General features: G+C 69.3%; 26 protein-coding genes. 11 read left to right on the forward strand and 15 right to left on the reverse strand.

Annotated elements, in window-relative coordinates:
- The first annotated feature begins 16 nt into the window (after window positions 1-16).
- Together queA and tgt are read left to right on the forward strand one after the other, a co-directional pair.
- Complete coding sequence (queA, locus tag P7V53_RS00745; protein ID WP_280153564.1) at window positions 17-1078, forward strand: tRNA preQ1(34) S-adenosylmethionine ribosyltransferase-isomerase QueA; 1062 nt, start codon at window positions 17-19, stop codon at window positions 1076-1078.
- A gap of 10 nt (window positions 1079-1088) precedes the next feature.
- On the forward strand, window positions 1089-2216 hold the full coding sequence (tgt, locus tag P7V53_RS00750; protein ID WP_280153565.1) for a tRNA guanosine(34) transglycosylase Tgt: 1128 nt from the start codon (window positions 1089-1091) through the stop codon (window positions 2214-2216).
- A gap of 4 nt (window positions 2217-2220) precedes the next feature.
- Here tgt and P7V53_RS00755 read toward each other — a convergent pair whose 3' ends face one another.
- From P7V53_RS00755 to P7V53_RS00775, 5 genes are read right to left on the reverse strand one after another with little or no spacing between them, the layout of a single operon-like run.
- Window positions 2221-2901, reverse strand: coding sequence for a CAAX prenyl protease-related protein (locus P7V53_RS00755; RefSeq protein ID WP_280153566.1), 681 nt, complete (start codon window positions 2899-2901; stop codon window positions 2221-2223).
- Between the two features lie 53 nt (window positions 2902-2954).
- Window positions 2955-4841: an MFS transporter gene (locus P7V53_RS00760; RefSeq protein ID WP_280153567.1), complete on the reverse strand. Its 1887-nt coding sequence runs from the start codon at window positions 4839-4841 to the stop codon at window positions 2955-2957.
- Window positions 4842-4874: 33 nt separating this feature from the next.
- Entirely contained in the window at window positions 4875-5642 is a 768-nt protein-coding gene (locus tag P7V53_RS00765; RefSeq protein WP_280153568.1) for a DUF2145 domain-containing protein, read from the reverse strand.
- Window positions 5639-6049 carry a hypothetical protein gene (locus P7V53_RS00770; RefSeq protein WP_280153569.1) on the reverse strand — a complete coding sequence of 137 codons (411 nt, stop codon included), beginning with the start codon at window positions 6047-6049 and terminating at the stop codon, window positions 5639-5641. Before P7V53_RS00770 ends, P7V53_RS00765 begins: the two co-directional genes overlap by 4 nt.
- A 14-nt stretch (window positions 6050-6063) precedes the next feature.
- Window positions 6064-6519, reverse strand: coding sequence for a YiaA/YiaB family inner membrane protein (locus P7V53_RS00775; RefSeq protein ID WP_280156658.1), 456 nt, complete (start codon window positions 6517-6519; stop codon window positions 6064-6066).
- A 129-nt stretch (window positions 6520-6648) separates the two neighbouring features.
- Between P7V53_RS00775 and P7V53_RS00780 the strand changes: the two genes are divergently transcribed.
- A complete protein-coding gene (locus tag P7V53_RS00780; protein WP_280153570.1) occupies window positions 6649-7401 on the forward strand; it encodes a helix-turn-helix transcriptional regulator in 753 nt (250 codons plus the stop codon).
- 10 nt (window positions 7402-7411) lie between these two features.
- Here the strand turns inward: P7V53_RS00780 and P7V53_RS00785 are convergent, their stop codons facing one another.
- The 8 genes from P7V53_RS00785 to P7V53_RS00820 all read right to left on the reverse strand — a co-directional run bounded on the left by P7V53_RS00785 (window position 7412) and on the right by P7V53_RS00820 (window position 15476).
- Window positions 7412-8518 carry a hypothetical protein gene (locus P7V53_RS00785; RefSeq protein WP_280153571.1) on the reverse strand — a complete coding sequence of 369 codons (1107 nt, stop codon included), beginning with the start codon at window positions 8516-8518 and terminating at the stop codon, window positions 7412-7414.
- A gap of 125 nt (window positions 8519-8643) precedes the next feature.
- Entirely contained in the window at window positions 8644-9486 is an 843-nt protein-coding gene (rlmJ, locus tag P7V53_RS00790; RefSeq protein ID WP_280153572.1) for a 23S rRNA (adenine(2030)-N(6))-methyltransferase RlmJ, read from the reverse strand.
- Window positions 9487-9513: 27 nt separating this feature from the next.
- The gene (locus P7V53_RS00795; RefSeq protein WP_280153573.1) at window positions 9514-10095 is read right to left on the reverse strand and encodes an MOSC domain-containing protein; all 582 of its coding nucleotides are present in this window, start codon (window positions 10093-10095) and stop codon (window positions 9514-9516) included.
- A gap of 16 nt (window positions 10096-10111) precedes the next feature.
- Complete coding sequence (locus tag P7V53_RS00800; protein ID WP_280153574.1) at window positions 10112-10918, reverse strand: substrate-binding domain-containing protein; 807 nt, start codon at window positions 10916-10918, stop codon at window positions 10112-10114.
- Window positions 10919-11007: 89 nt separating this feature from the next.
- Window positions 11008-12324 carry an ABC transporter permease gene (locus tag P7V53_RS00805; protein ID WP_280153575.1) on the reverse strand — a complete coding sequence of 439 codons (1317 nt, stop codon included), beginning with the start codon at window positions 12322-12324 and terminating at the stop codon, window positions 11008-11010.
- A gap of 9 nt (window positions 12325-12333) precedes the next feature.
- Window positions 12334-13500: an FtsX-like permease family protein gene (locus P7V53_RS00810; RefSeq protein WP_280153576.1), complete on the reverse strand. Its 1167-nt coding sequence runs from the start codon at window positions 13498-13500 to the stop codon at window positions 12334-12336.
- Window positions 13501-13512: 12 nt separating this feature from the next.
- Window positions 13513-14208, reverse strand: coding sequence for an ABC transporter ATP-binding protein (locus tag P7V53_RS00815; RefSeq protein WP_280153577.1), 696 nt, complete (start codon window positions 14206-14208; stop codon window positions 13513-13515).
- A 44-nt stretch (window positions 14209-14252) separates the two neighbouring features.
- A complete protein-coding gene (locus P7V53_RS00820) occupies window positions 14253-15476 on the reverse strand; it encodes an efflux RND transporter periplasmic adaptor subunit (protein WP_280153578.1) in 1224 nt (407 codons plus the stop codon).
- A gap of 335 nt (window positions 15477-15811) precedes the next feature.
- On the opposite strand from P7V53_RS00820, the gene P7V53_RS00825 reads away from it, so the two are divergent.
- Window positions 15812-17677 (forward strand): phosphoenolpyruvate carboxykinase (GTP), encoded by a 1866-nt coding sequence (locus tag P7V53_RS00825; protein WP_280153579.1) that lies wholly within the window; start codon window positions 15812-15814, stop codon window positions 17675-17677.
- 73 nt (window positions 17678-17750) lie between these two features.
- Here P7V53_RS00825 and P7V53_RS00830 read toward each other — a convergent pair whose 3' ends face one another.
- Window positions 17751-18002, reverse strand: a complete 252-nt coding sequence (locus tag P7V53_RS00830; RefSeq protein WP_280153581.1) for a hypothetical protein — start codon at window positions 18000-18002, stop codon at window positions 17751-17753.
- A gap of 199 nt (window positions 18003-18201) precedes the next feature.
- On the opposite strand from P7V53_RS00830, the gene hutU reads away from it, so the two are divergent.
- The 4 genes from hutU to hutI are packed head-to-tail and all read left to right on the forward strand — an operon-like array spanning window position 18202 to window position 23084.
- On the forward strand, window positions 18202-19932 hold the full coding sequence (gene hutU, locus P7V53_RS00835) for a urocanate hydratase (protein ID WP_280153582.1): 1731 nt from the start codon (window positions 18202-18204) through the stop codon (window positions 19930-19932).
- Window positions 19929-20507 carry a HutD family protein gene (locus P7V53_RS00840; protein WP_280153583.1) on the forward strand — a complete coding sequence of 193 codons (579 nt, stop codon included), beginning with the start codon at window positions 19929-19931 and terminating at the stop codon, window positions 20505-20507. The genes hutU and P7V53_RS00840 overlap by 4 nt, the downstream gene beginning before the upstream one ends.
- A 17-nt stretch (window positions 20508-20524) precedes the next feature.
- Complete coding sequence (locus P7V53_RS00845) at window positions 20525-21877, forward strand: formimidoylglutamate deiminase (protein ID WP_280156659.1); 1353 nt, start codon at window positions 20525-20527, stop codon at window positions 21875-21877.
- A 55-nt stretch (window positions 21878-21932) separates the two neighbouring features.
- Window positions 21933-23084 carry an imidazolonepropionase gene (hutI, locus tag P7V53_RS00850; protein ID WP_280156660.1) on the forward strand — a complete coding sequence of 384 codons (1152 nt, stop codon included), beginning with the start codon at window positions 21933-21935 and terminating at the stop codon, window positions 23082-23084.
- On the opposite strand, the gene hutG is transcribed toward hutI, so the two are convergent.
- Entirely contained in the window at window positions 23043-23834 is a 792-nt protein-coding gene (hutG, locus tag P7V53_RS00855; protein WP_280153584.1) for an N-formylglutamate deformylase, read from the reverse strand. The genes hutI and hutG overlap by 42 nt on opposite strands.
- Window positions 23835-23942: 108 nt before the next feature.
- Here hutG and P7V53_RS00860 point away from each other — a divergent pair, with 108 nt between their 5' ends.
- From P7V53_RS00860 to P7V53_RS00870, 3 genes are read left to right on the forward strand one after another with little or no spacing between them, the layout of a single operon-like run.
- A complete protein-coding gene (locus tag P7V53_RS00860; protein WP_280153585.1) occupies window positions 23943-24896 on the forward strand; it encodes an ABC transporter substrate-binding protein in 954 nt (317 codons plus the stop codon).
- A 4-nt stretch (window positions 24897-24900) separates the two neighbouring features.
- Window positions 24901-25674: an ABC transporter permease gene (locus P7V53_RS00865; RefSeq protein ID WP_280153586.1), complete on the forward strand. Its 774-nt coding sequence runs from the start codon at window positions 24901-24903 to the stop codon at window positions 25672-25674.
- On the forward strand, window positions 25671-26453 hold the full coding sequence (locus P7V53_RS00870) for an ABC transporter ATP-binding protein (RefSeq protein ID WP_280153587.1): 783 nt from the start codon (window positions 25671-25673) through the stop codon (window positions 26451-26453). Before P7V53_RS00865 ends, P7V53_RS00870 begins: the two co-directional genes overlap by 4 nt.
- Window positions 26454-26524: the final 71 nt, after the last annotated feature.

Raw genomic sequence — 26524 nt, forward strand, 5'->3', positions numbered from 1 at the left:
TCCGGCCCTCAACGGCATGAATCCATCGGCCCGGCCGCTCACGCTCGCCGACTTCGACTTCCAGCTTCCTCCCGAGCTCATCGCTCAGCAGCCCGCGGCCGAGCGCAGCGCGTCGCGCCTGCTCGACGGCACCGGCGACGCTCTCGCGGACCGCGTGTTCCGCGAGCTGCCCTCGCTGCTGGCCCCAGGCGACCTGCTGGTGTTCAACGACACGCGCGTCATCAAGGCGCGGCTGTGGGGCGCCAAGTCCAGCGGCGGCGCGGTGGAGGCGCTGGTCGAGCGTGTGCTGCCGGAGCGCGAGGTCCTGGCGCACCTTCGCGCCAGCAAATCGCCCAAGCCGGGCAGCCTCGTCTTCTTCGATGCACCGGGCGGCGAGCGCTTCGCGGCCGAGGTGCTGGGTCGCGGCGGTCCGGACGGCGGACTTTTCCACCTGCGCTTTCCCGAGGATCCGCTCGCGCTGCTGGCGCGCTTCGGCCATGTGCCGCTGCCGCCGTACATCACGCACACCGACAGCGCCGACGACGAGCGGCGCTACCAGACAGTGTTCGCGCGGCGGCCCGGCGCGGTGGCGGCCCCCACGGCCGCGCTGCACTTCGACGAAGCGCTGCTGCAGGCGCTGGCCGAGCGCGGCGTGGCCAGCGCGCACATCACCTTGCACGTCGGCGCCGGGACTTTCCAGCCGGTGCGGGTCGAGAACATCGCCGAGCACCGCATGCACAGCGAATGGTTCGAGGTCGGCGCGCAGACTGTCGAGGCGATCGAGCGCACGCGTGCATCGGGCGGTCGCATCGTCGCGGTCGGCACGACGACGCTGCGCGCGCTCGAATCAGCCGCGCTGGACGGATCCTTGCAGGCGGGCGCGCGCGAGACCGACATCTTCATCACGCCCGGCTTCCGCTTCCGCGTCGTCGACCGGCTGGTGACCAACTTCCATCTGCCCAGGAGCACCCTGCTGATGCTGGTGAGTGCCTTCGCCGGCCTCGACGTCATCCGGGACCTCTATGCGCACGCCATCGCGCAGCGCTATCGCTTCTTCAGCTACGGCGACGCGATGCTGCTGGCCCGGCGCGACGGGTGACAATCGCCGCATGCTGCAGTTCGAATTGTTGAAGACCGAAGGTCTGGCACGCCGCGGCCGCATGACGCTTCGCCACGGCGTGGTCGAGACGCCGATCTTCATGCCGGTGGGCACCTACGGCACGGTCAAGGGCGTGATGCCGCAGTCGCTGGAGGCGATGGGCGCGCAGATCATCCTCGGCAACACCTTCCACTTGTGGCTGCGCCCCGGGCTCGAGGTGCTGCAGCAGTTCGGCGGCCTGCATCGCTTCGAGGGCTGGCAGCGGCCCATCCTCACCGACAGCGGCGGATTCCAGGTCTGGTCGCTCGGTGAGATGCGCAGGATCAGCGAGGAGGGCGTGCGCTTCGCGTCGCCGGTCAACGGCGACAAGCTGTTCCTGACGCCGGAAACGAGCATGCAGATCCAGCGCGTGCTGAACAGCGACATCGTCATGCAGTTCGACGAGTGCACACCGTACGAAACACGAGGCCATGTGACCACCGAGGACGAGGCCAGGGTCTCGATGGAGCTCAGTCTGCGCTGGGCGCGACGTTGCCAGGCGGAGTTCGAGCGCCTCGAGAACCCGAACGCCTTGTTCGGCATCGTGCAGGGCGGCATGTTCGAGCACCTGCGGGAGGCATCGCTCGCCTCGCTGGTGGAGCTGGACCTGCCCGGCTACGCGATCGGGGGCGTGAGCGTCGGCGAGCCCAAGGAGGCGATGCAACGCATCGTCGCCCACACCCCGCATCGCCTGCCCGCGAGCAAGCCGCGCTACCTGATGGGCGTGGGCACGCCGGAGGACCTCATCGACGGCGTGGCGGCGGGCGTCGACCTGTTCGATTGCGTGATGCCCACCCGCAACGCGCGCAACGGCCATCTGTTCACGCGCTTCGGGGATCTGCGGCTGCGCAACACGCGCTACAAGACCGACGAACGGCCGGTCGACGAGACCTGTGCGTGCACCACCTGCAGCGGCTTCTCGCGCGCCTACCTGCACCACCTGGACCGCTGCGGCGAGATGCTGGGCCCGATGCTCACCAGCATCCACAACCTGCATTACTACCTGAACCTGATGCGCGAGGTGCGCGAGGCGCTGGAGGCAGGCGACTTCGCCGGTTATGCGAAGCGGTTCAGGCAGGACCGCGCGCGCGGCGTCTGAGCGCTCACCAGAAGGTCCAGTTGCGAGTGGCCACCACCCAAACGCCGAGCGCGCCGTTCGTGACCGCGTGGGCGACGATGGGCACCCACAGCTTGCCGGTGCGCACGTAGAGCCAGGCATAGGCCAGCCCGGCGACGATGGCCGCCAGCCACAGCGTGTGGGCGAGCATGAAGACGAAGGTGGACAGCACCACGGCCTTCAGGCCCACCCGCTGCGGCGCCACCGCCTCGAACTGCGGGCGCTCGATCCAGCGCATGAGAAAGGAGCGCCAGAAGAGCTCCTCCATCACCGGCACCAGCAGCGCCGCGCCGGCCCAGCGCACGGCAACGAGCGGCCAGTCCACGCGACCGGCGGCGTCGACCGGCAGGAAGGTGGCGGTCGGCGAGCCGATGGTCATCCATGGCGCGTCGAGGGTGATCCACAACACGAACACCACCAGGCCGACCACCACGGCGAGCAGCGTTTCGCCGCTGTCGGGGCGCGACTGCCGCGCGAGCTCGCCGTATTCGCGCCGGAACCACCAGAGCGCACCGGCGGCCAGCAGGACGCCGATCGCGTAGGTCCAGCGCGGGTCGACGCCGGCCGAGCCGTCGGCCGGCAGGCTGCCGCGCACCGCCAGCAGCAGCATGAACAACACGAAGGGAACGACGCGCGCCAGCGCGCCGCGGCTCAACGGCAAGGCCATGGGGGCAATCTCCTCGGATGGCGGCGATTGTCTCAGCGCCGCGCCGAGTGCCCTCAGCTCGCGAGCAACGAGCCCACCCGGTCGCGCAGCATGGCCGGCGTGACCGCATGCGGCGCCACCGGCGCGCCGGCCACCAGGCCCACGCGCGTGAACAGCCCGCGGCGGAAAGGCCGCGTCATCGCCGCGCCCTCGACGCGCGAGAAGAACGAGCCCCACAGGTTCTGCAGCGCCAGCGGAACGACCGGCACCGGATGGGTCTCGAGCAGCTTCATCACGCCGCCCTTGAACTCGCCGAGCTGCCCGTCGCGGGTGATGGCCCCTTCGGGGAAGATGCACAGCAGGTCGCCCTGCGACAGCACCTGGCGCGCCTGCTCGAACGCGCGTTCGTAGACCGTCGGGTCGTCGCGCTGCGGGGCGATCGGGATGGCCTTCGCCAGCTTGAACAGCCAGCCGAGCACGGGGATCTGGAAGATGCGGTGGTCCATGATGAAGCGGATCGGGCGCGGGCTCGCCGCCATCAGCAGCACCGCATCGACGAAGCTCACGTGGTTGCAGACGAGGATTGCCGCGCCTTCGACCGGAATGTGCTCGTCGCCGCGCACCTTGAAGCGGTAGATGAGCCGCGTGGCAATGAAGGCGATGAAGCGCAGGAGGTATTCGGGCACCAGCAGGAAGATGTAGAGCGCGACGACGGCGTTGAGCAGGCCGACGATGGCGAACACCTGCGGGATGGTGAAGCCGGCCTTCAGCAGGGCGCCGACGCCCACCGCGCTGGCGATCATGAACAGCGCATTGAGAATGTTGTTGGCCGCGATGATGCGCGCGCGGTGGCTGGGCTGCGAGCGCAACTGGATCAGCGCGTACATCGGCACGCTGTACAGGCCGGCGAACAGCGACAGCAGCGCAAGGTCGAGCATCACCCTCCAGTGCGCCGCCTGCGCGGTGAACTGCGCCAGCGTCAGGGCCGAAGCGGGCGGCAATGCGCGCGAGGCGAAGTACAGGTCGAGCGAGAACACGCTCATGCCGATCGCGCCCAGCGGCACCAGGCCGATCTCGACGTGCCTGCGCGACAGCACTTCGCACAGCAGCGAGCCGACACCGATGCCGATGGAGAACACGACCAGCAGCAGCGAGGCCACCTGCTCGTTGCCGTGCAGGACCTCCTTGGCGAAGGAGGGAAACTGCGACAGGAACACCGCACCGAAGAACCACATCCACGAGATGCCGAGCAGCGAGCGGAAGACGACGACGTTGCCGTGCGCCAGCTTCAGGTTGCGCCAGGTTTCGGTGACCGGGTTCCAGTTGATGCGCAGCGCCGGATCGGTGGAGGGCGACGCCGGAACGTATTGGGCGGTGATGCGGCCCAGCATAGCCAGCCCGATGCAGGCCCATGCCGCGGCGCGCGCGCCGACCTCGGGCATCGCGATCAGCAGGCCGCCGGCGACATTGCCGAGCAGGATGGCGACGAAGGTCCCCATCTCGACCATGCCGTTGCCGCCGGTCAGCTCGCGCTCGTCGAGGTGCTGCGGCAGGTACGCGAACTTCACGGGCCCGAACAGCGTGGAGTGCAGGCCCATCAGGAACACGCAGCCGAGCAGCACGCCGACGTTCTGCTGCACGAAGCCCCAGCCGGCCACGAGCATGATGGCGATCTCCAGCCACTTCACGAGGCGGATCAGCGCGGCCTTGTCGTACTTGTCGGCGAGCTGTCCGCTGGTGGCTGAAAAGAGCAGAAACGGCAGGATGAACAGTGCACCGATCGCCAGGCCGGCGAGCGAGGGCGGCAGCCAGCTCACCTGCAGCTGGTAGGTCACCATCACGGTGAAGGCGAACTTGAACAGGTTGTCGTTGCCGGCACCGAGGAACTGGGTCCAGAAGAACGGTGCGAAGCGGCGTTGCTTCAGCAGGGCGAACTGATTCGCTTCGTCGTGGTGGCTCAAGCCTCGTCTCCTCTCGCCATCGGGTGGCGCAATCTACCGCACGGCAAGGGGCGCCGAGCCGAATCCGCTTCGCTGCAGCCAACTGAAAACCGAATCGACCGTGACGGTTTCGATGCGATCGCTGAATCGTTTCTCGTTCGGGTGATCGTCGAAGGCGATGTTGGCGGCGGTGAGCCTCGCGCCGAGTCGCGTGAACGCGTTCAGCCGCAGCGTGGCCGGCTGGTAGCCCTGCAGGCGCAGCCATGCCTGCGCGCGCTCGCGGGTGTCGGCGGCGGGCTCCTGCGCCATCGCCAGCGTCTCGATGGCCCATTGGCTCGACTGCTGGTAGGTCTGCGACCACGGATAGGCGACCATGCTGTAGGCGCGGGTGTGCATCTGCGCGAGACGGCGGTTGTCCTGCAGCGCCGGGCGCAAGGCTGCCTGCACCGCCGGCGCGAGCACGACGATGCCGGCCTCGTACTCGAACATGCCGTCGAGGAAGAACTCGCCCAGCCCCTGCCGGTACACCGAGGCCGTGGCGCTGGCGCAATGGTTCAGCTTGTGCACCACGCGCCAGACGCGGCCCTCGCGGTAGGCGAAGCCCAGGTGAGAGTAGCGCTGGCCATGGCGGCGCAGGTCCTGTCCGATGCGGGCGAGCGCCACGACCTGCGCGCCGCTGTCGTCCAGCGCCTTCGCGACGTGCTGCGCCAGCACCATGGCACGTTCGACGTCGAGGGCCTGCGGCGCCTGGGCGTCGCAGGACCGGCCCGCATGGGCCGCGCCGGCGCATGCCAGCAGCAGCGCAGCGACGGCGGCCTTCATCGCGTGACGCGCTCGTTGTACAGCAGCGCGTTGCCGATCTCGTTGGGGATATAGGCGATCGCCCTGCCGGCGGCCGACAGCACCCAGCCCGCACTGAAGGCGCTGACCATGACGGCGGTGCCGGCTGCGACCGACAACCCGCCGGCCGCTTCTGCGCCCAGCGTGACACTGGCGCGCGCGCCGTCGGACGCTCGCTCCAGCACCCAGACCGTCCCGGCGCTGGTGGCTTCGACGGCGACGATGGTCAGCGCGGCGCCCGCCGACACGATCATCACCGGCGCCGCGAGCGACACGGCGATCGGAAGCGTCGACAGCGCGCTCGCATCCGACAGGGTGGGCGGATGCGCCCTGGCGGAACCCAGGCTGGCGGCCAGCACGGCCGCTGCCAGAAAGGCATGCAGTCTCATCACGGATCTCCTCTTCATTGGGCGTCGCGCGGCGTGCGCATCGCCATGCCTTCGAGACGGGCCTCGGCGATGAGTGCTTCGTGCGCATCGCGCAAGGTCTTGGCCAGCGTGAACACCGTCGAGATGAGGAACAGCCAGCACACGCCGAGATAGGCCTTGTAGGTCGGATTGATGCCCATGCGCAGCAGGCCCCAGCCCGTGAGGGACATGGCGAAGGCGAAGCCGCCCCAGACCACCAGTCCCCACATCGGCGTGTCCGTCTTGCGCAGCTCGTTGTCGCGCACGTACTTGGCGAGCGCGAAAGCGGTGGACATGCAGAAGACGTAGCCCATCACCATGAAGGCCCGGTCGAGGTCGTCGCCGGGTAGGTAGGCCAGGCCGGTGGCGCACAGCGTGACGGCGGCGCCGAAGGAGATCCAGACCTGGGCCTTCCAGGCCTTGGTGTCTTGGCGGATCGGGGAGGTCTGCATGGGGGCTTCGTGGTGGTTGAACACGGTCGCCATGCTGAGGAAGTCACGCTGCGGTATCAAGCGCTCCTGGAATGGTTGCATGCGGCTCCATCACAAGTACCATCAGCCGATACCGAGCGGGAGGAACCGATGAGCACCACGCACGACCTGGTCAGCGCGCTGAAGGCCGAGCTGAAGGCCGCCGGCGTGACCTACGCGGACCTGGCGGTGCAGCTGGGCATGTCGGAATCGAGCATCAAGCGCATCTTCGCCAAGGCGGACATGCAGCTGTCACGCGTGGACGACGTGCTGCGGGCGCTGAAGCTGGACTTCGCCGACCTGGCGCGGCGCATTGCCGATGAGCAGCCGGCGAGCCGCGAGCTGACGCTGGAGCAGGAAAAGGCCGTGGTCGCCGACCGCAAGCTGCTGCTGATGGCCATCTCCTGCCTCAGCCTGTGGACCTTCGAGCAGATCGTCGGCACCTACACGCTGAGCGAGGCCGACTGCGTGCGCTACCTCGTGGCGCTGGACCGGCTCGGGATCATCGAGCTGCGGCCACTGAACCGCTATCGCCTCAAGGTGGCCAAGGGATTCCGCTGGCGGCCCAACGGCCCGGTGATGCACTACTTCCGCCAGCACGTGGTGCACGACTACTTCAGCGGGGGCTTCGACGACGAAGGCGAGCTGCTGATGCTGGTCCACGGCGAAGTCAGTCCGAGCGAGGCATCCGCGCTGGTCGAACGTCTGCAGCGCGTGGGCAGCGACTTCGCGCAGCAGCATCTGGCCGACCAGAAGCTGCAGCCCGCACAGCGGCGCGCCTACACGCTCGTGGTGGGCATGCGCTCGTGGCTGTTCGCGGCGTTTCGGGACCTGCGGCGCCATCCCGATCCGCAGGACCGGTAGACGCCCTCGTTCAAGGCAGCGTGACGGCCGGCGGCGGCGTCACCGCGGCGACGCTGCCGACCGCTGCGGCGGCCGCCGTGACAGGCGGCAGCGTGCTGGCCCGGCCGGCGAGCACCGGCACGTCCAGCAGTGCCAGCGACGGACTCTTCAATTGTCTGGCGTAGCTCACCACCGAATGGGCCGGATCGTGGGGCAGCGAGCGCGACGGATCCGCGCCGCGCGAGATCAGGTAGCTCACCATCTCGCCCTGCCGCTCGGGCTGCGCCAGATAGGCGGGCGTGATGACACGCGCCAGCGGCACCCAGGGAAGCTGATTGGCCTGCCGCGATGGAACGCGATTGGCGAGGTCGGGGGCGCGCAGGAACCACCAGTCGAGGGCCGCGCGGTCGCCGCTGCGCAACGCCAGGTCGAATCCGCCGGGCAGCGTGCCGGCGTAGGCGCCCAGCGACGCCCGCGCCGTGTGGCCCTGCGCCTCCAGCGCGCGGGCAAAGTCGGAGTCGAGGTAGCCGGGATGCAGCGCACCGAGCACGCCGAAGCTGAGTCCGCGCGCCGGCAGCTGCCCCTGGGCGAGCCAGCCCTCGAGCGCGGAAGAGAGCCCCGCCTCGCGTGCACTGGGGCAGCTCAGCATGCGCACGACGTCGTGATCGATCGAACGTGCGTCGGCCTCGGCCAGCCAACGCAGGGCGGTCAGCGATTCGGCAGTGGCACGGGTGAAGTCGGGACAGGGTGTGGCTTGCGCGAGCGCGACCAGCGGGGCCACGTGGCAGGTCTCGGGCACGGCGCCCTTGGCCAGCAGCTCCGGCAGCACCGGCCAGGTCCGCGCCTCGCGCGCGGCCAGCGTCAACGGGCATTGGGGAAGACCCGAGGCAGTGACGTCTTTGGTCAGCAGGCTGCCCGGCTGATAGGGTCCGCAGCGACCTTCGATGGCCCGCTCGACGCTGTTGAGCTTGTGGCACGGCGTAGGATCGCCCTCGGTCGCCTTGTCGATCGCGTGCTTCAGCATGGCCATCGACGCGCAGCCGGCGCTGATGCACTGGCCTTCATTGGCCTGCTCGTAGGCGAAAGTCAGTACCGACGTCGCCGCGCAGCCGCTGAGCAGCCCGAAGGCTGTCAGCATGCCGGCGACTCCCAACCCCCAACGTCCCGACCTTGTATTCATGGTCCGGCGATTCACACAAGAAGCGTGCCTTGGGGCTGAATGACAGCCCGCGTCGGTCTTCTGTAACGCGGTGTGAATCAGGGTCAGGCGGGGCGCTGCTCCAGCAGGTAGCTCGCGTCGTCGATCTGACCCAGCACGTCGACCAGGTAAGGCAGCACGTCGAGCAACTGGTCGTGCAGCGTGTAGGGCGGGTTCAGGATGAACACACCGCTGCCGGCCAATCCGAAGCCCTGGGCGTCCGGTTGCTGCACCGTCAGACGCGCGTGCAGCCATCCCCTGGGCGCCAGCGCTTCCAGCCGCTTGGGCAATTGCGCCGCCTCCAGCTTCTGCACCTGCGGATACCAGACGACATACACGCCCTCCGCGAAGCGCTGCAGCGCGTCGCGCAGCGTGGCGACGACGCGGGCGTAGTCGCCATTGCCTTCGTAGCTCGGGTCCAGCAGCACGACGGCTCGGCGTGTCGACGGCGGCAGCTGGCTCTTCAAGCCTTCGAAGCCGTCGGCGTTCCTGACTTCCGCGCGCTTCACGCTGCCGAGGTAGGCTTCGAGGATCCGGTGATCGGTGGGGTGCAGCTCGAACAGCCGCATCTGGTCCTGCGCCCGCAGCACCATCTGCGCGAAGGCCGGCGAGCCGGGGTACTGCTCCAGCCGTCCCTGCGGGTTGAACTGACGCACCAGGCTGACGTAGTCGGCCACCGCCTGCGGCAGATCATCCCGCTCCCACAGCCGGCCGATCCCCTGCTCGAACTCGCCCTTCTTCTGCGCGTAGCGGCCTTCGAGCGAATAACCGCCGGCCCCGGCGTGCGTGTCGACGTAGCGGTAAGGCTTGTCCTTCTGGTTCATGTAGCGCAGGACCAGCGCGAGAACGGTGTGCTTGAGCACATCGGCGTGGTTGCCCGCGTGGAAGGCATGTCGGTAGGCGAGCATGCGATGGACTGTAATCGCCCCGGGACGCTAGACCTTGGCCCGGCTCATGCGCGAGCGGAAGATCTCCGTGATGCCGATCTCCCGCGGACCGGGCACCAGCTCGAAGTGTTCGCCGGCGTGCAGCGTGCCGGGCGAACGGACGGCCAGGTAGAAGCCGCACCAGGCGTTCTGCGCCATCAGCCTGGCTGCTTGGGAAAAGCCCATGGCGGCGTTGAACTTGAAGCAGGGAAAGCGCGGCTCGCTGACCGCCAGCTCGCAGTCGGCAAAGCGCAGCACGTCGCCGATGAAGACGTCGCGCTCGACCAGGCCCTCGAGGCTCAGGTTCTCGCCGAGCGCGCCCGGCGGCAGCGGGTCGTCCCATGCCGCAGCGCGCGCCTGGGCGCGCACGGTCTGCCAGAACGGATAGTGCTCGAGCGGATAGGCGTACACCGCCTTGGTCAGGCCGCCGTGCACCGACAGATCGGCCTGCTCGTCGCCTTCGAGGCCCAGCGGCCGCACCTGCACCGGCCCCGCGATGCTGCGCTTGCCGATCGCGCTGAGCACCTCGCGTCCGTCGATCTGCCAGGCACGGGCCCGGGCGACATTGACGCTGACCAGGCGGCGCGGCATGACCGGGTTCCTGACCTCAGGCCCTGGGCGCGAGGTAGCCGCGCAGCGATGCCATCGCGTGCCGGCCCTTGGGGCCGCTGATCCAGCCGACGAAGAGCTTGCCGGCCGGGTGCTGGCGTTCGGCGCGGAACGTGCGCATCACGTGCACATCGACGGCCAGCCGCGGGTCGCCCTCGGACAGCACCGCCATGCCCTTGCCGCCGCCTTGCGCAGCCCAGACGCCACGCTCGACGATGGCGCAGGCCTGCCGTTCGCGCGCCTGCGCCAGCAGCGGCTTGCCCGCTTCGGCCCTCAGGTACCACTCGCCGCCGGGCGCTGTCGCGGCGGCACGCCAGGCGACCTGCTCGGCGAGGTGGGTGCCTGAACCGTCGGGACGGGACATGAATGGCGCCTGGGCCTGCGCCAGGCGCGACAGGGCGAGCGCGACGTCGCGGCCGGCCGACAGCGGCTTGGCCAGCGCGGCGGGTCCGACGAGAACGAATTGGCTGCCGACGATGGCGCGCCGGTCGTGGATGAGACCCTGCTTTTCGAGCCCGAGCTCGACCTCGGGCGCATTGGTGAGCGCTGCGTCGTGCTCGCCGCGTTCGAGCGCGCCGAGCACGACGGTCGCCGGACCGTGCAGCAGCTCGACCGCGACGCCGGTGTCCTGCCCGAAGCTGCGCTGCAGCAGTGGCGCGAGGCCCGAGTCGATGAGGGCGTCATCGGCGGCCAGGCGCAGCGGATCGGCCAACGACTGCCTTTGCGCTGCGAGCGCGAGCGCGGGCGTGGCCAGCCAGGCTGCGCCGGCGCCGAGGCGGATCAGGCTGTGGCGTCGGGAGCTCATGCGCCGGCATCTTACGGGCGCTTTCCGCCGGCGTGCCTCGGCCGGAGCGTGACGGGCATCACGGCTCCTGCCGAGGGAGCCGCGTCGGATCAAAGCTCTCGCAGCGCGGTGGTGACCGGCAGCCGCGCGGCCCGCACCGCGGGGAAGAGGCCGCCGATGAACCCGATGGCGAGCGCCCATTTCAGTCCGGTCCACAGCAGCTCCGGGGTCACGTGGAGCTGGAAGCTGAGCTGGCCCACCGTGCCGGCAGCGAGCGTGGAAGCACCGTAGCCGTTGAACAGCAGCCAGGCCAGCACGCCGCCGATCAGGCCGCCGGCCAGCGCGAGCAGCATCGTCTCGAGCATGACGGCGACGACGACGGGCAGGCCCGAAAAGCCGATGGCGCGCAGTGTCGCGATCTCGCGGGCGCGCGCGGCGACGGCGGCGAACATGGTGTTCAGCGCGCCGAACATGGCGCCGATCGCCATGATGACGCCTACGGTGATGCCGATGATGCGGATCACCTTGGTCATGCGTTCGGACTGCTTGCTGAAGTAGTCGAGCGTCGTGCTGACGTCCACCTTGAGCTGTGGATTGGCCTCGAGCGCGGTCTTGAAGGCGCCGAACGCCTGCGGATCGGCCAGGCGCACCGTCACCGAGGCGCGGCTGCTGCCGCGGCCATAGGTGTCGGCGACCACGTTGGCGTCGCCCCAGATCTCGGACTCCATCGCATCGCCTGACGCGAACACACCGGCCACCATCCACTTCTGGTTGCCCAGGCGCACCTCGCGCCCGGGCACCAGGCCGGCAAACTGTCGCGCGGCGCCGCGGCCGACGACCAGCTCGCGCAGGCCCGGCTGGAAGCGCCGGCCGTCGATCAGCTTGATCTGCGGCCGCACGGCCCAGGCCTGCTCGCCGACGCCGCGCAGCTGCACGCTGCCTTCGTCGTCGGGGCCGCCGTTCTTGAGCGGCAGGTTGGCCGCGACCACCAGCTCGGGTGACGCCAGCGGTTCGCCCTTGGCGTCGCGTGCGATGCCGGCGGCCTGTGCAATCAGCACGACGCTGTCGTGGTCGAGGCCGGACATCACCTCCGAGGCCGAGGCGCCGCGCATCACGATGCCGGTGTCGCGGCTGCCCGTCTTGCGCAGCGTCTCGCTGTAGCCCTCGGCCATCGCCAGCAGCGCAACCAGCACGCCCACCACGCCGGCGATGCCGACGACGATGACGGCCGACGAGCCGAGCCGCTGGCGCAAGGTGCTGATGCCAACGCCGGCCACCGATCCGGCCTGGCGGCCGCGTCGCGTCAGCAGGAGCCAGGCGGCCAGCAGCACCGCGAGCAGCAGCGCGCCGGGCCAGGGCAGCACGACCCACACCGCGATCGAAGCGACCACGACCACCACCAGCAGCAGATTTCTCACGAATGCCATGGATCCTCCTCAGCGGCCGGCGAGCGCGTCGACGATCTTCAGCCGCATCGCGCTCGAGGCCGGCAGGGCGCCCACCAGCAGTCCGATGAGGACCATCAGCGCGATGCCGAGCATCCAGCTGTCCAGACCCACGACCGGCAGATTGAGCATGCCGCCGCTGCCTGCGCTGACCACCGGGATGATGAGGCTGGCGAGCGCGAGTCCGATGACGCCGCCGATGAGCAGCAGCAGCAGCGACTCGGCCAGCACCATCGCCAGCACGCTGCCGTTGGAGAAGCCGATGGTCTTGAGAACTGCGAGCTCGCCGGTGCGCTCGCGCACCGCCTGCATCATCGTGTTGCCCGACAGCAGCAGCAGCGTGAAGAACACCGCGCCCATGATCGAGCCGACGATGAGCCCGATGTCGGCGAGCTGCCTCATCCAGCTGGCCGTGGCAGCCTGCTCGGTCTGCGTGCGCGTCTCGTGATCGGAATTGGCCGACAGTGCATCGATCGCCTTGGCGACGCGGTCGGCCTGGCTCACGTCGGCCACGCGCGTGACGTACCAGCCGACGCTGCCGCGGTTGTACGGCGTGGTTTCATCGAAGTACTTCCAGTGCAGCAGGAACATCTGGTCGAAGAAGCCGCCCGACTTCTTGTCGGTCGCATGCAGGATGCCCACGATGTCGAACGACCAGTTCTTGCTGCCATTGCGGTCGGGAAAGATGGTCGACTGCAGCGGCACCTTGTCGCCGACCTTCCAGTTGAAGCGCCTGGCCAGCTGCTCGCCCACCAGCGCGCCGGTGCGTGTCTCGGCGAATGCCTTGCGGTGCGCGTCGCTCACCGACACCTCCGGGTACAGGTCGAGATAGTTGGGCGCCACCGCGAAGCTGAACACCTGGTTGTGCGGGTCCTGGTAGGCGCCGCCGAACCAGTTCGCGTGGGTGACCATCTTCACGCCCGGCACCTGCTCCATCTGCTGCTGCAGCGACTTGGGCAAGGTCTGGATGAACGACAGCTTCGACCCGGTCTGCAGGCGCTCGGCGCCGTTGGCGCTCTGGCCCGCCTGGTTGAACGAGCTGCGAACGGCATCGAGCAGCCCGAACAGGAGGAAGGCCGCGATGATCGAAACCAGGGTGAGGAAGGTGCGGGTCTTGCGCCGGAACAGCGACGCCCAGACGAGGTGGAGGTATTTCATCGCACGCGTTCCTCAGGCCGCGGCCGCCGCCGACTGCTCGACCAGCGCGCCCTTGTCGAGGTGCAGCGTGTGGTTTGCGTAGCCCGCGGCCTTGGGGTCGTGCGTGACCATCAGGATGGTCTTGCCGTGATCGCGATTGAGCGTGCGCAGCAGGCCCAGAACCTCCTCGGCAGACTGGCGGTCGAGGTCGCCGGTGGGCTCGTCGCACACCAGCAGCGTCGGGTCGGAGACGATGGCGCGGGCGATGGACACCCGCTGCTGCTGTCCGCCCGACAGCTCGGTCGGCTTGTGGCTGGCGCGATCGCCCAGCCCCACGAGCTGCAGCGCGATGCCGGCGCGCTTGCGGCGCTCGGTCGACGACAGCCTGGTCAGCAGCAGCGGCAGCTCCACGTTGCGCTGCGCCGAGAGCATGGGCATCAGGTTGTAGAACTGGAACACGAAGCCCACCCTGGCCGCGCGCCACTTGGCAAGGTCGCTGCCGCCGAGCTGGTCGATGCGCTGTCCGCCGACGGCGATGCTGCCGCCCGAAGGCTTGTCGAGCCCGCCGATCAGGTTGAGGAGCGTGGTCTTGCCCGAGCCCGACGGCCCCATCAGCGCGAGGAAGTCGCCCTGCTCGACATCCAGGTCGATGTGGTGGAGCACCTCCACCTTCTGCCGGCCACGCTCGTACACCTTCGACAGGTCGCGGATCTCGATCAGCTTGCCCATGGAATGACCTCCTTGATTCGTTGTCGGTGGCTGGCGCGCGTGCGTCAGCGGTTCGCTTCCTCGACCGTCACGCGCGTGCCGTCGCGCAACTCGGCGGGCGGTGCCAGCACGAGGCGGTCGCCGGCCGAGATGCCTTGCGGGACCAGCTTCATGCGTCCGACATCCTGCGCTGCCGGCGTGACGTTGCGCTGCACCGCCTTGCCGTCGGCCACGACGAACACGACCGTCGCCCCGTCGCGTTGCGCCAGGGCCTCCGGCGGCACGAGCACGCCCTTGAGCGGCGCGGCGGCCACAGGAGGCTTGCGTCCCAGAAAGGACACGCGCACCCCCATGTTGGGCACGATGCGCGTGTCGCGCTGCTCCAGCGCCACGCGTACCCGCACCGTCGCCTTGCCGCGGTCCGCGGCGGGCACGATGGCCACGACATGCGCCGGGATGCGCCAGTCCGCGTACGCGTCGAGCACCGCCTCGGCCGGCATGCCGGCCGAGACTTGCCCGATGTAGGCCTCGTTGACGTCGACATCGACTTCCAGCGACTCCATGTCGACGATGGTGCCGACGCCGGTGCGGGTGAAGCCTCCGCCGGCGGAGAGCGGCGAGACGATCTCGCCGACCTGTGCCGCCTTCTCGGTGACCACGCCGGCGAAAGGCGCGCGCACGACGGTGAAGTCGAAATTCACCTTGGCCTGTGCGAGCTGCGCGCGGGCCGCGTCGGCTTCGCGGCGGCGCGCCTCGAGCTGGGCCGTGGCGGCGGCGAGCGAGGTGCGCGCCTGCTCGGCGGCCTGGCGCGTCGTCATGCCGGTGGCGACCAGTTCGCCTTGCCGTTGCGCGTCGGCCTGGGCCTGCGCCAGCTGGGCCTGCGCATTCGCCACCTGCGCCTGCGAGGCCTGCACGGTGGCCTGGGCGCCATGGAGCGCCGCGCGCAGCGCGCTGTCTTCGAGGCGGGCGATGACCTGACCTGCTTTGACCCGGTCGCCGGCCTCGATCAGCACTTCGGTCAGCGTGCCGGTGATCTGCGTCGATACCGTGGCCTGTCGGCGTGCCGTGACGTAGCCGGTGGCCTGGAGCACCGCGCCGGCAGCCGCCGCGCCCCCCGGTGCGACAGCCGTCGCGGTCTGGACGCTGAGCGGGCGCTCGCCGAGAAACCACCATCCCGCCCCGGCGAGCGCAGCGAGCAGCAGCGCAATGGCAGCCAGCCAAGGCCAGCGGGCCGGCTGGCCCCCGTCATGGTCTTCACGCTGGTCGTGCGCGATGCGCAGCTCTTTCAACAGATCGGCGTCGATTTGGCGGACCTCGGAAAGCGGGGCGCCATCCTACGTCAGCGCGGGCCCGCCGTTTGCCCGCATCGCTTCGGGAACCCGAGCCCCGCGGCGTGCATGGAGTCATACCGGATGCGCATGACCCCCCGGGGTCCGGTGGTTACACCGACATTACACTCGCCTCACAATCGTTCCCAGTGAGGTGACCGTCCGATCGGGGCGGCACTTTGGAAACCCGGCGTAATCGACGCGATTCACCAGGGTCCCAAAGCGGCATTGGGCAAGCCTTGACGGTGCAAGGCTTGCCCAATCCCGCTTTTTTGACTTTGATGATTGGAGCCGACATGAACCGTCCCTTGCTGGAAGGGCTGCGCCTGAACACGCCTGCCTATATCCGACACACGCGGTTGATCGAATGGGTGGCGCAGGTCGCGGCGCTCACGGAAGCGCGGGACGTGTACTGGTGCGACGGCAGCACCGCCGAGTACGACCGGCTCTGCGCCCAGCTCGTCGCGGCGGGAACCTTCAAGAAGCTCAATCCGGAGCTGCGGCCGAACAGCTACCTCGCTTGCAGCAGTCCCAGCGACGTGGCGCGGGTGGAGGACCGCACGTTCATCTGCAGCGAGCGCAAGGAAGACGCCGGCCCCACCAACAACTGGATGGATCCGGCCGAGATGCGCGAGCTGCTGCAGACCGGCGACAAGGCGCTGTTCCGCGGCGCCATGCGCGGCCGCACGCTGTATGTCGTGCCGTTCAGCATGGGCCCGCTCGGCTCGCCGATCGCGCACATCGGGGTCGAGCTGACCGACAGCCCGTACGTCGCGGTCAACATGAAGATCATGACGCGCATGGGCCGCCCCGTGCTGGAGGTGCTGGGCGCCGACGGCGAGTTCGTTCCCTGCGTCCACACCGTGGGTGCGCCGCTCGAGCCCGGCCAGAACGACGTGGCCTGGCCATGCAACACGACGAAGTACATCGTCCACTATCCCGAGACGCGCGAGGTCTGGAGCTACGGCTCCGGCTATGGCGGCAATGCGCTGCTCGGCAAGAAATGCTTCGCGCTGCGCATCGCCAGCACGATGGGCCGCGACCAGGGCTGGCTGGCCGAGCACATGCTGATCCTGGGTGTCACCAGCCCCGAGGGCCGCAAGCGCCATGTCGCGGCCGCCTTTCCCAGCGCCTGTGGCAAGACCAATTTCGCGATGCTGATCCCCCCGGCCGGCTTCGAAGGCTGGAAGGTGACGACCATCGGCGACGACATTGCCTGGATCAAGCCCGGACGCGACGGTCGGCTCTACGCGATCAATCCCGAGGCGGGCTATTTCGGCGTGGCGCCGGGCACCAACGAGAAGACCAACTTCAACTGCATAGCGAGCCTCAAGCGCGATGTCATCTTCACCAATGTGGCATTGACCGATGACGGCGATGTCTGGTGGGAAGGAATGACCGATCAGCCTCCGGCGCACCTGATCGACTGGCAGGGCAAGGACTGGACGCCTGCCATCGCGAAGGAGACAGGCGCCAAAGCCGCGCACCCCAACGCCCGGTTCACCGTGGCAGCGACCAACAACCCGGCGCTCGATCCGGAGTGGGACAACCCGACGGGTGTCCCGATCGACGCCTTCATCTTCGGCGGCCGCCGCTCGACAACGGTCCCTCTGGTCACCGAGGCGCGCAACTGGGTCGAGGGCGTGTACATGGCCGCCACGATGGGCAGCGAGACCACCGCGGCGGCCGCAGGCCAGCAGGGCGTCGTGCGCCGCGACCCGTTCGCGATGCTGCCGTTCGCCGGCTACAACATGAGCGACTACATCCAGCACTGGCTGGACATCGGCAAGCAGCTGCAATCCCGCGGCGCGGCGGTGCCGAAGGTCTACTGCGTGAACTGGTTCCGCAAGGGTCCGGACGGCAAGTTCGTCTGGCCGGGCTACGGCGAGAACATGCGCGTGCTGAAGTGGATGCTGGATCGCGTGGAAGGCCGCGCTCACGGCGTCGACAACGTCTTCGGCGTCACGCCCAGCTACGAAGACCTCACGTGGAAGGGCCTGGCGTTCACGCCGGCGCAGTTCGAACAGGTGACCAGCATCGACACCGCGGCCTGGAAGGCCGAGCTCGCGCTGCATGGCGAGCTGTTCGACCAGCTCGCGTATCACCTGCCGGCGGAGCTCACCGAGACCAAGGCGCGGATCGAGGCTCGCCTGGGCGCCTGAAACGGCTTCGCGCCAGCAAGGAAGAAAGCCCGCGCTCAGCGGGCTTTTTTCAAGGCGCCAGCCATGTCGAAGGTTAGCGCTCGCTATCAGCCAGATGACGGTCGGCTGCGGCGCGAAGGTCCGCGGCGAAGCCGGGCTGGCGGCCTTCGTACCGATTGGCCAGGCTGCGCAGGCGGGACGCCGCTTCGGCAGGACTCTCCTGGCGCGGACGCATCCAGGCCGCGACGCTGGCGACGAGATGCGCCACGGCCCGGCCGATGGGTTGCGCCAGGCGGGGGGCGTTGCGGCGGAAGCTGCTTTGCAGCGAAACGGTGGTGGTGGTCATTTCAAACTCCTCTGCTAGGGTAAACCCGTAGATGTGGAGTATACGGGTTTTCCCTTAAGCCTTGCCTGGACAGATGTCACGCTCGACCGCGCCGTGTCCAGGCGACGGTGGCGGAAGTCCCCAGGCTTGACGCTCGTAGCGTCTTCCCGCATGCTGCCCCGAAGTGGTCTAGGCCACTTTGTCTTTCTCGAGGTTCCGCATGCACTCCACCGACATCCACCACATCGCCGATGCAGCCGTTCAAGGCGCCCGCCATGCGCCCGGCCGCGTCGTGCGAGCGCCGCAAGGCGCCACGCTCCACTGCAAGTCGTGGCTGACCGAGGCCGCGTTCCGCATGATCCAGAACAACCTCGACCCGGATGTCGCCGAGCGTCCCGAGGAGCTGGTGGTCTACGGCGGCATCGGGCGCGCGGCACGCGACTGGGCCTCCTTCGACCGCATCCTCGAGTGCCTGCGCGAGCTGGAGGACGATGAATCGCTGCTGATCCAGTCCGGCAAGCCCGTGGGAGTCTTCAAGACACATCCCGACGCGCCGCGCGTCCTGCTCGCGAACTCCAACCTGGTTCCCAAGTGGGCCACCTGGGAGCACTTCAACGAGCTCGACCGCCGGGGCCTGTTCATGTACGGCCAGATGACGGCCGGCTCATGGATCTACATCGGCACACAAGGCATCGTGCAGGGCACCTACGAGACCTTCGCCGAAGCCGGACGCCAGCACTACGGCGGCCACCTCGCGGGGCGCTGGATCCTCACGGCAGGCCTGGGCGGCATGGGCGGCGCGCAGCCGCTGGCTGCGACCTTCGCCGGCGCGGTGTCGCTCAACATCGAATGCCAGCAGTCGAGCATCGACTTCCGCCTGCGCACCCGCTACCTCGACAAGCAGGCACGCGACCTGGACGACGCGCTGGCGCTCATCGCCCAGCACACCCGGCAGCGCGAGGCGGTATCGATCGGCCTGCTGGGCAATGCCGCCGAAGTGCTTCCCGAGCTCGTGAGGCGAGCGCGTGCCGGCGGCCTCAGGCCCGACATCGTGACCGACCAGACCTCGGCGCACGACCTGCTCAACGGCTACCTGCCGATCGGCTGGAGCGTCGAGCAGTGGCGTGACGCGCAGCGCGACACTTCCCAACACGCGCGACTCATCGAAGCGGCTGCCCGATCCTGCGCGGTGCACGTGCGGGCGATGCTCGACTTCCACGCGATGGGCGTGCCGACGGTCGACTACGGCAACAACATCCGCCAGGTGGCCTTCGATCAGGGCGTGCAGAACGCCTTCGACTTCCCGGGCTTCGTGCCGGCCTACATCCGCCCCCTGTTCTGCGAGGGCAAGGGGCCGTTTCGCTGGGTGGCGCTCTCCGGCGACCCCGAGGACATCCGCAAGACCGACGCCAGGATCAAGGCGCTGTTCCCCGACAACCACCATGTCCACCGCTGGCTCGACATGGCCGGCGAGCGCATCGCGTTCCAGGGCCTGCCGGCGCGCATCTGCTGGCTGGGGCTGGGCGAGCGTCATCGCGCCGGCCTGGCCTTCAACGAGATGGTGGCCAGTGGCGAGTTGAAGGCGCCCATCGTGATCGGGCGCGACCATCTGGACACCGGCTCGGTGGCCAGCCCCAACCGCGAGACCGAAGGCATGAAGGACGGAACCGATGCGGTGTCCGATTGGCCGCTGCTGAACGCGCTGCTCAATACCGCCGGCGGCGCAACCTGGGTGTCGCTGCATCACGGCGGCGGCGTCGGCATGGGCTATTCGCAGCACGCCGGCATGGTGATCGTCGCCGACGGCAGCGAGGCGGCGGCCCGGCGGCTGGCCCGGGTGCTCGTCAACGACAGCGCATCGGGCGTGATGCGCCACGCTGATGCGGGCTACGAGCTCGCCGTGCAGACGGCCAGGGCGCAGGGCCTCCAGCTGCCGATGATCGGCTCGTGAGCGCGCAACTCGTCGACGTGGCGCGCATTGCGCCGCAGCCGTGGAAGAACGGCGCCGGGCTCACGCGCGAGCTCGCGGTCCATCCGTCCGGCGCCACGCCGGATGACTTCGACTGGCGGCTGAGCCTCGCCGAGGTCAGGCACGACGCGCCGTTCTCCGCCTTCCCCGGCATCGACCGCTGCATCGTTCTGTTGCGCGGCGCGGGCATGGTGCTGCGCTCGCCCAGCGGCATCATCGAGCGGCGACTCGCCACCCCCGGCGATCCGTTCCATTTCGCCGGTGACGACAGCGTGAGCGCGCGGCTCATCGACGGCCCCAGCGTCGATCTCAACGTGATGGTGCGCCGCGGCCGCTATCGCACCGAGGTGAGAACCATCGTGGCGGAGACGGAATTCGCCTCCGCCGCCGCGGGGCTGCTGCTGGTGCTGGCGGGGCAGTGGCGCGGCGGCGGCGAAGCGGCGGTGGGCGAGCCCATGCAGGCGCTGCTGTGGCGCCACTCGATGCCCGCCGGCCGCGTCGTCCCGCTGGCGGCGAAGAGCCGCGCGCTGCTGGTCAGGCTGGAGCGCACGGCGTGAGCGCCGATTCGCGCCTCATGCTGCTCGCACCCCACGCCTTGCTGCCGCAGGGCTGGGCGCGCGACGTCCTGTTGGCGTGGGACAGCACGGGCCGGCTCACCGCCGTCACCCCCGAAGCGGCCGGCCTTCCCGACGTGCAGCGGGCCGACGGCCCCGTGATCCCAGGCATGCCCAACCTGCATTCGCACGCCTTCCAGCGCGCCTTCGCAGGCCTCACCGAATACCGCGGTGAAGGCGGAGACAGCTTCTGGAGCTGGCGCGAGCGCATGTACCGCTTCGCAGCCGCGATCACGCCCGAGCAGCTGGAGGAGATCGCGACGCATCTCTACATCGAGATGCTGCGCGCGGGCTACACCAGCGTCTGCGAGTTCCACTACCTGCACCACGACCAGCGCGGCGCGGCTTACGCCGATCCAGCGGAGATGGGCTTGCGCATCGTCGCGGCCGCGCGCCGCGCCGGCATCGGGCTGACGCTGCTGCCGGTGCTGTACCAGGCGAGCGGCTTCGGCGCACAGCCATCGCTGCCGTCGCAGCGCCGCTTCGTCAACGATGTCGACGCGCTGCTGCGCATCGTCGAGGGCCTGCGCAGCACCGAGGCGCGCGTCGGCGTGGCCCCGCACTCGCTGCGCGCGGTGCCTGCGCCCGCGCTGGAGGAAGTCGTCGCCGGACTTCACGCCCTGGACGCCGGCGCGCCCTTGCACGTGCACATCGCGGAACAGCAGCGCGAGGTCGACGACTGCGTCGCATGGAGCGGTCAGCGTCCGGTGCAGTGGCTGATGGCGCATGCGCCGGTCGACGCGCGCTGGTGCCTGGTGCACGCCACGCACGCCGATGCGGACGAGCGGCGCGCCATGGCCCGCTCGGGCGCGGTCGTCGGGCTGTGTCCCACCACCGAAGCGAACCTGGGCGACGGCGTGTTCGACGCCGCCGATCTGTCGCAGCACGGCGGGGCCTGGGGCATCGGCTCGGACAGCCACGCGAGCGTCGACGCCGCCGAGGAGCTGCGCTGGCTCGAGTACCTCCAGCGCCTTGCCGCGCAGCGGCGCAATGTGCTGGCGACGGCCGAGCGCCCCCAGGCGGCCGACCAGCTGTGGCTGGCCGCGGTGGCCGGGGGCGCGCAGGCCAGTGCACGGCCGGTGGCCGGCCTGCGCAGCGGGCAGCGCGCCGACTTCGTCGTGCTGAGCCCGGAAGAGGGGCTGGACCCGGCGTTCACGTTGGCCAGCCATGTGTTCGCCCGAGGGCGGCGCGACACGATCGCCGAGGTGTGGGTCGGCGGCCGCTGCCGCATCGCCCGGGGTCGCCACGAGGCCGGCGACGAGGCCCGGCGGCGCTTCGTCGATGCACGCGGCCGGCTGCTGCGCGAGGCGTGAGCGCATGGACCTGCTGATCCGAAACGTGCGCATCGTCACCGGTACCGACGACGCCATGACGCCGTCGGCGGCCGGCTTCGTCGCCATCGAGGCAGGGCGGATCGCGCAGGTGGGCGCGGCGGTGCCGAGCGGGCTGCAGGCCGCGCACGAGATCGATGGCGAGGGCGCGCTGCTGACCCCGGGCCTCATCGACTGCCACACCCATCTCGTCTACGCCGGCAACCGCGCGCGCGAGTTCGAGCTGCGCCTGCAAGGCGCGAGCTACGAGGAGATCGCGCGCGCCGGAGGCGGCATCCGCAGCACCGTGCGCCTGACGCGCGAGGCGGACGAGCCATCGCTCGAGGCTGCGTCGGCACAACGGCTGCGCGAGCTGATGCGGCACGGCGTGACCACCGTCGAGATCAAGTCCGGCTACGGCCTGTCGCTCGACGCGGAGCTGAAGTGCCTGCGCGTGGCGCGGCGGCTTGCCGAGCGGCATGCCGTCGACGTGCGCACCACGCTGCTGGCCGCGCATGCGCTGCCCCCGGAGTTCGAAGGCCGCGCCGATGCGTACATCGACGAGATCGCCGGCCGCATCCTGCCCGAGGCCGCGCGGCTCGGCCTGGCCGATGCGGTGGATGCCTTCTGCGACACCATCGGCTTCACGCCGGCACAGACACGGCGGGTGTTCGAGGCTGCGCATGCGCTCGGCCTGCCGGTCAAGCTGCATGCGGAGCAGCTGTCCAACCAGCACGGTGCCGCGCTGGCGGCGGAGTTCGGCGCCTTGTCGGCCGATCACCTCGAGCATGTGGACGAAGCCGGTGTCGCCGCCATGGCGCGCGCCGGCACGGTGGCCGTGCTCCTGCCAGGCGCCTACTACTTCCTGCGCGACGCCACGCCGCCGCCGATCGCGCTGTTGCGCCGCCACGGCGTGCCGATGGCGCTGGCCACCGACTGCAATCCCGGCACCAGCCCGACGACGCACCTGCCGCTCATGCTGAACATGGCGTGCACGCTGTTCCGAATGACAGCGGCGGAGGCGCTGCTCGGCGTGACGCGTCATGCCGCGCGGGCGCTCGGCCTGCAGGCCAGCCGCGGCACCATCGAGGCGGGCAAGCAGGCCGACCTGTGCCTGTGGGCGGTGGACCACCCGGCCGAGCTGGCCTACGCGATCGGTGCGAGCCCGCTACGCCGCCGCTTCCACCACGGCCGCGAGCAGCTGCCGTAGCACGGGCTGCACCCGCGCTGCCAGGTCAGGCCGGTATCCGAACGGCGGCTGCTCGTCCATGTAGGTGGCGTGGCACATCTCCAGCTGCAGCGCGTGCGAGCCTTCGGTGGGGCGGCCGTAGTGCCGCGTGATGTAGCCCCCCTTGAAGCGCCCGTTGGTGACGTGCGTGAATTCGCGTTGCGCCTGCAGCACCGCTTCGGCAGCCTTCTGCACCGGCGTCGCACAGGCGTGTCCGTCGGCGGTGCCGAGGTTGAGGTCGGGCAGGCGCCCTTCGAAGAAGCGCGGCAGCTCGCTGGCGATCGAATGCGCATCCCACAGCACCACGCTGCCGTGCGCGGCGTGCAGCCGCTCGAGCTCCGCCTCGAGCGCGTCGTGGTACGGCTTCCAGTACAGCTCGCGGCGCTCGGCGATCTCGGCAGCGTCGGGTTCCTCGCCGGCGCGATAGATCGGCTGCTTGCGGAAGGTGTCCGTGGGCACCAGGCCGGTCGTGTCCTGGCCGGGATAGAGGTTGGTGTCCTCCGGCGGACGGTTCAGGTCGATGACGTAGCGCGAATGCAGCGGCACCAGCGTGCTCCCGCCCATCTGCTGCACGAAGGCATAGAGTTGGGGCAAATGCCAATCGGTGTCCGCACGCAGCAGGCCCGCATCGGTCATGCGCCGGGCGATACTCGGCGGGATGTCGGTGCCGGCGTGCGGAAAGGACACCAGCAGCGGGATGCTGCCGCGGGTCAAGGTGCAAGGGTCGGCCATGGCATCTGGTGACACGAGTGGTCTAGACAACTGAAGGAATCAGTGTAGGCCGGCGGCACGGCGTTTGCATCGCCGGCGATTCGCAACCATCCGAAGGGGTCAGTGAAGATGAACGCATTGCATCGAATCATGTGGGCCGTGGCCGCCTGCGTCGCGCTTTCGCCGGCTTCGGCGCAGGAGACGCCGGTCGCGATCGGCCTGTCGGGCTGGACCGGCTTCGCGCCGCTCACGCTGGCCAAGGAAGCGGGCATCTTCAAGAAGAACGGACTGGACGTGTCGCTGAAGAAGATCCCGCAGAAGGACCGGCATCTGGCCATCGCCTCCGGCGACGTGCAGTGCGCGGCCACGACGGTCGAGACCTGGGTGGTCTGGAACGCCAACGGCGTCGCCACCACGCAGATCTTCCAGCTCGACAAGAGCTACGGTGCCGACGGCATGGCGGTGCGCAACACCATCCAGAAGATCGCCGACCTGAAGGGCAAGACGGTGGCGGCGTCCGCGCCCGGCACGGCGCCCTACTTCACGCTGGCCTGGTTCCTCAAGAAGAACGGCCTGTCGGTGAAGGACGTGAAGGTGGTCACGCTCGAGCCCCAGGCCGCGGCAAACGCCTTCGTCGCCGGCACCGGCGACCTGGACGCGGCCATGACCTACGAGCCCTACCTGTCGGCCGTGCGCGCCAAGCCTGAAGCCGGCAAGATCATCGCGACGACGCTCGACTATCCGATGGTCATGGACACCTTCGGATGCACGCCCAAGTTCCTGAAGGACAACCCCAAGGCGGCCAAGGCGCTGGCCGACAGCTACTTCGAGGCGCTCGAGATGATCCAGCGCGACGCGAAGAAGTCCTTCGAGATCATGGGCGCCGACGTCAAGCAGACCGGCGAGGCCTTCGAGAAGTCGCAGGCCTATCTGCGCTGGCAGGACAAGGCGGCGAACCAGAAGTTCTTCGCCGGCGAGCACGCGACCTTCACCAAGGAGGCCGCCGATCTGCTGCTGGAGATCGGCATCATCAAGCAGATCCCCGACCTGAAGGGGCTGGCCGACACCCGCTTCATCCAGTGAAGCGGTGAAGCCGCTGCGGCCGGTCGCGACGGGCCCGCGCCTTGCGCTGGGCCTGCTGTTCTTCGTGCTGTTCTTTGCCCTGTGGGCCGCGGCCACGCTGGGCGGCTTCGTGTCCAGGACCTTCCTGGCCGACCCCATCACGATGGTGCAGTCGGGCTGGACGCTGCTCACGGAGCAAGGCTTCGCCAAGGACATCGGCATGACGGTGTGGCGGGTGGTCGGGGGCTTTGTGCTGGCCGCACTGCTGGCCGTGCCGCTGGGCGTCGCCATGGGCGCGTACAAGCCGGTCGAGGCCTTCTTCGAGCCCTTCGTCTCGTTCGCCCGCTACCTGCCCGCCTCGGCCTTCATCCCGCTGCTGATCCTGTGGGCCGGCATCGGCGAGGCGCAGAAGCTCGCGGTGATCTTCATCGGCTCCTTCTTCCAGCTCGTGCTGATGATCGCGATCACGGTGGGCCAGACGCGCCGTGACCTGGTGGAGGCGGCGTACACGCTGGGCGCGCGCGACTGGGGCATCGTGCGGCGCGTGCTGATCCCGGCCGCCGCGCCGCAGATCGCCGAGACCCTGAGGCTGGTGCTTGGCTGGGCCTGGACCTACGTCATCGTGGCCGAGCTGATCGGCGCCTCCAACGGCATCGGGCACATGATCACCGACAGCCAGGCGCTGCTGGCCACCGACCAGATCATCTTCGGGATCATCACGATCGGCGTCATCGGGCTGGTCTCCGACCTGGTGTTCAAGCGGGCCAACCAGGCGCTGTTCCGGTGGGCGGCGATTTGACCCCCGCACTGGAGATCCGCGGCGTGGGCCGCACCTTCGCCGGCCGGCCGCCGACGGTGGCGCTGCTGCCGACCTCGCTGCAAGTCGCCGGCAACGACTTCATCACGATCCTCGGCCCGTCGGGCTGCGGCAAATCCACGCTGCTGCGCATCGTGGCCGGGCTCGACACCCCCAGCGAAGGCGAGGTCCACCTCGACGGGCAGCCCGTGCGCGGCCCCGGCGCGGACCGCGGCATGGTGTTCCAGAGCTACACGCTGTTCCCCTGGCTCACCGTGCGCGAGAACATCTGCTTCGGCCTGCGCGAAAAGGGCATGCCGGCGGCGCAGCAGCACGAGGTCGCGGCGCGCTTCATCGCCGAGGTGGGCCTGGCCGGCTTCGAGTCGCACTATCCCAAGCAGCTGTCGGGCGGCATGCAGCAGCGGGTGGCGCTGGCCCGCGCGCTGGCCAACGATCCGAAGATCCTCCTGCTCGACGAACCCTTCGGCGCGCTCGACAACCAGACGCGTGCGCTGATGCAGGAGCTGCTGCTGTCGATCTGGGAGCTGCACCGAAAGACGGTGCTGTTCGTCACCCATGACATCGACGAGGCCATCTTCATGGCCAACCGCTGCGTCGTGTTCAGCGCACGGCCGGGGCGCATCAAGACCGAGCTGGCGATCGACCTGCCGTACCCGCGGCACTACACGGTGAAGACCACGCCGCGGTTTTCGCAGTTGAAGGCTCGCCTGACGGAAGACATTCGGGCCGAGAGCCTGAAGACGGTGCAGATGGAGCGGTGAAGCCGGGGGAATGAAACAGGGGGTGCGCACGTATTCCCTGCATGCGTCCGCCGTCGGGGGCAGCCTCGTAT

Source organism: Piscinibacter sp. XHJ-5, from assembly GCF_029855045.1.
Classification (GTDB): domain Bacteria; phylum Pseudomonadota; class Gammaproteobacteria; order Burkholderiales; family Burkholderiaceae_C; genus Albitalea.

Coding starts and splice junctions, on each gene's coding strand:
- queA (WP_280153564.1), top strand. CDS start 17: ATGAATCCATCGGCCCGGCCGCTCACGCTCGCCGACTTCGACTTCCAG.
- tgt (WP_280153565.1), top strand. CDS start 1,089: ATGCTGCAGTTCGAATTGTTGAAGACCGAAGGTCTGGCACGCCGCGGC.
- P7V53_RS00755 (WP_280153566.1), bottom strand. CDS start 2,901: ATGGCCTTGCCGTTGAGCCGCGGCGCGCTGGCGCGCGTCGTTCCCTTC.
- P7V53_RS00765 (WP_280153568.1), bottom strand. CDS start 5,642: ATGAAGGCCGCCGTCGCTGCGCTGCTGCTGGCATGCGCCGGCGCGGCC.
- P7V53_RS00770 (WP_280153569.1), bottom strand. CDS start 6,049: ATGAGACTGCATGCCTTTCTGGCAGCGGCCGTGCTGGCCGCCAGCCTG.
- P7V53_RS00775 (WP_280156658.1), bottom strand. CDS start 6,519: ATGCAGACCTCCCCGATCCGCCAAGACACCAAGGCCTGGAAGGCCCAG.
- P7V53_RS00780 (WP_280153570.1), top strand. CDS start 6,649: ATGAGCACCACGCACGACCTGGTCAGCGCGCTGAAGGCCGAGCTGAAG.
- P7V53_RS00785 (WP_280153571.1), bottom strand. CDS start 8,518: ATGCTGACAGCCTTCGGGCTGCTCAGCGGCTGCGCGGCGACGTCGGTA.
- rlmJ (WP_280153572.1), bottom strand. CDS start 9,486: ATGCTCGCCTACCGACATGCCTTCCACGCGGGCAACCACGCCGATGTG.
- P7V53_RS00795 (WP_280153573.1), bottom strand. CDS start 10,095: ATGCCGCGCCGCCTGGTCAGCGTCAATGTCGCCCGGGCCCGTGCCTGG.
- P7V53_RS00800 (WP_280153574.1), bottom strand. CDS start 10,918: ATGAGCTCCCGACGCCACAGCCTGATCCGCCTCGGCGCCGGCGCAGCC.
- P7V53_RS00805 (WP_280153575.1), bottom strand. CDS start 12,324: ATGGCATTCGTGAGAAATCTGCTGCTGGTGGTGGTCGTGGTCGCTTCG.
- P7V53_RS00810 (WP_280153576.1), bottom strand. CDS start 13,500: ATGAAATACCTCCACCTCGTCTGGGCGTCGCTGTTCCGGCGCAAGACC.
- P7V53_RS00815 (WP_280153577.1), bottom strand. CDS start 14,208: ATGGGCAAGCTGATCGAGATCCGCGACCTGTCGAAGGTGTACGAGCGT.
- P7V53_RS00825 (WP_280153579.1), top strand. CDS start 15,812: ATGAACCGTCCCTTGCTGGAAGGGCTGCGCCTGAACACGCCTGCCTAT.
- P7V53_RS00830 (WP_280153581.1), bottom strand. CDS start 18,002: ATGACCACCACCACCGTTTCGCTGCAAAGCAGCTTCCGCCGCAACGCC.
- hutU (WP_280153582.1), top strand. CDS start 18,202: ATGCACTCCACCGACATCCACCACATCGCCGATGCAGCCGTTCAAGGC.
- P7V53_RS00845 (WP_280156659.1), top strand. CDS start 20,525: ATGCTGCTCGCACCCCACGCCTTGCTGCCGCAGGGCTGGGCGCGCGAC.
- hutI (WP_280156660.1), top strand. CDS start 21,933: ATGACGCCGTCGGCGGCCGGCTTCGTCGCCATCGAGGCAGGGCGGATC.
- hutG (WP_280153584.1), bottom strand. CDS start 23,834: ATGGCCGACCCTTGCACCTTGACCCGCGGCAGCATCCCGCTGCTGGTG.
- P7V53_RS00860 (WP_280153585.1), top strand. CDS start 23,943: ATGAACGCATTGCATCGAATCATGTGGGCCGTGGCCGCCTGCGTCGCG.